Source organism: Citrobacter sp. T1.2D-1 (assembly GCF_950098555.1).
Lineage (GTDB): Bacteria > Pseudomonadota > Gammaproteobacteria > Enterobacterales > Enterobacteriaceae > Citrobacter_A > Citrobacter_A telavivensis.
This window is the reverse complement of record NZ_CATNHH010000029.1, coordinates 1-2073: the sequence shown is the minus strand read 5'-3', so window position 1 is coordinate 2073 and position 2073 is coordinate 1. Positions and strand designations below refer to the sequence as shown.

Genomic DNA, 2073 nt, shown 5'->3' with positions numbered 1-2073 from the left:
GTGGAGCACCTACTGGCTCGAAAGAAAAGCGGCGATCATCACATGATTCTCGCTCAATATTCGTAACCAGTAAGCGCATACCCTGAATCACTTCAAAGTGTAATTCTCAGGGTACGAATGACTATATGTCGCTCAGGCTGTGTGAAAACGTTAGCGATTGCAAAAAGGGTGTAGAACAGACCCGAAAAATGCGCTCCTACGTAAAATTTGACGCAGTTGAACAGTTGATCGACGCCAGATTTCGCATAACCTCACGCACTTCGGTTTTTGGTTAGGGTTTTCACACAGCCTGCGCTCAAAGCAGACTGTCATATTTGACTGTGTACTGCCAGTGAAAAACGTCAGATCAAGTCTGAGCTAATACAAATGAGCGGACATTTTACTCATCACTGACTCCCATCATCAGGATAAACAATATTGCGCCAATAAACCTTATTTGATGATATTACAACTTAAAATGCAGCGGAGACAACGCCAAACAGAACAAGAGAATATACCATAATATTTGTTTACCATTCTGCAGAACGGTATCGACCGCAATACGGTCATGAAAATGACCGGTCTTTCCGAAGACGACCTGGCGCAAATTCGCCACTGAGTATCTCAACGACAGGCACCCGCCAGTCGTTCTATTTCTCTTAAACATTCCCATAAGTAATCTCTTGTTTAATTGTCATCCATTTCACGCTGCAACTGGCACCAGTATTCTGCAATATCCCTGACTGCGTATTCTGGCCTGGCGTGACCGGTCATTCTGGCGGAACGTGAACGCTGATTCCCCGCAGTGGCTTCGGTGTTGCACATCATGTCAGATTCAGCGGGCGCCATAAAAGCCGTTCGCTGTAAATCCTCACGAAAGCGGGTGCCATTCAGCAATTCATACAGTCGGTTTCTCATGCCCATTTTTGCTAACAGGCGATCCTTATTCTGCCAGATTTTCTTCATGTCTGTGCTCAGAATACCCGTCATTTCTGCCAGAGTGTGCCCCCTGTACACTTCCTGCAGAAGCTTTTGCTGGGCCGGCGTGACACCACAGCTTTCCGGCTGGTCACTGCTGTTTCTGATAATGGCTTTCGGCCGGTAAAACAATTTCAGCTGGCTCTGCATGGCCAGCTGCAGGACATTATTGTCTCCGGGCTTCGGGGGAACGCCCCGCACGTTAAACCAGAACAGCGTTTCCCTGTCCTGAGGGAGCTTGTCTGTCAGCCCGCGAACCTGGGTGATACGGACCTGGGATTTCTGTCCGGCATCAATACGCTGCAGCGGCGGCAACGCCATCAGCGCATCCGTTTTCACCCCGTCAGCATCCGTCACCCACGACTGCGCCAGAAACGGCGTGGTTTTGTCATCATTATTCAGCGTGATGGCCACCGTTTTCTGTGGTGCATCCATAATGATGCGGGTCCGGTCGACGTTGACGGCCGCCGGGCTGCACTGGCTCCCATGCTGCCGCCAGTGTGAGTATAATCGCACGGCTTATTCTGCTGTTTTTAAACTGTTTTCTCCGTTAGTCCTGCTCTGTGACAGGGATATTTTTATCTGCAGGGCAGTAACAGCGGCCCCCGGCTGAGGTCTGCGCTCTCAGGCAGCGTCAGCCTGCAGTGTGTCCGGCCATTCCAGGATACGTCCAGAGTCCGGCGGTCTTCCCCGCTGAGACCTGTCAGGTAGACCAGTCCGTCATCCCCGACCATCCCTGCGGTTCTGCCGGTTTTCCCTGACACCACCATGGAGCCAAACGGCGGACTTGTGCTGTCAGCCAGCCGGATATGGCCGAGCACCTGCTCCCCCTGGCTGGCGTCAATCTTCCGGTAGCCCACCGCGCCTTCCGTCAGCACCTGGCTGATGACGGAGCTGCTGACGTCCACGTCCTCCGGCAGGGCGGCCACATCAACCGAAATATCGCTGCGGCGGTAGCTGCTGCCGGCGCTCACCACGCCCACCCCGAAGGGCACTGTTGCAAATAGTCGGTGGTGATAAACTTATCATCCCCTTTTGCTGATGGAGCTGCACATGAACCCATTCAAAGGCCGGCATTTTCAGCGTGACATCATTCTGTGGGCCGTACGCTGGTAC

General features: G+C 52.7%; 2 pseudogenes. Both read right to left on the bottom strand.

The window, feature by feature from the left end:
• Positions 1–891: 891 nt before the first annotated feature.
• Positions 892–1480 (bottom strand): annotated as a pseudogene (locus tag QQZ17_RS18135) (fimbria/pilus periplasmic chaperone); the annotation flags it as partial.
• Between the two features lie 55 nt (positions 1481–1535).
• Positions 1536–1946 (bottom strand): annotated as a pseudogene (locus QQZ17_RS18130) (FimD/PapC C-terminal domain-containing protein); the annotation flags it as partial.
• Between the last annotated feature and the right edge of the window lie 127 nt (positions 1947–2073).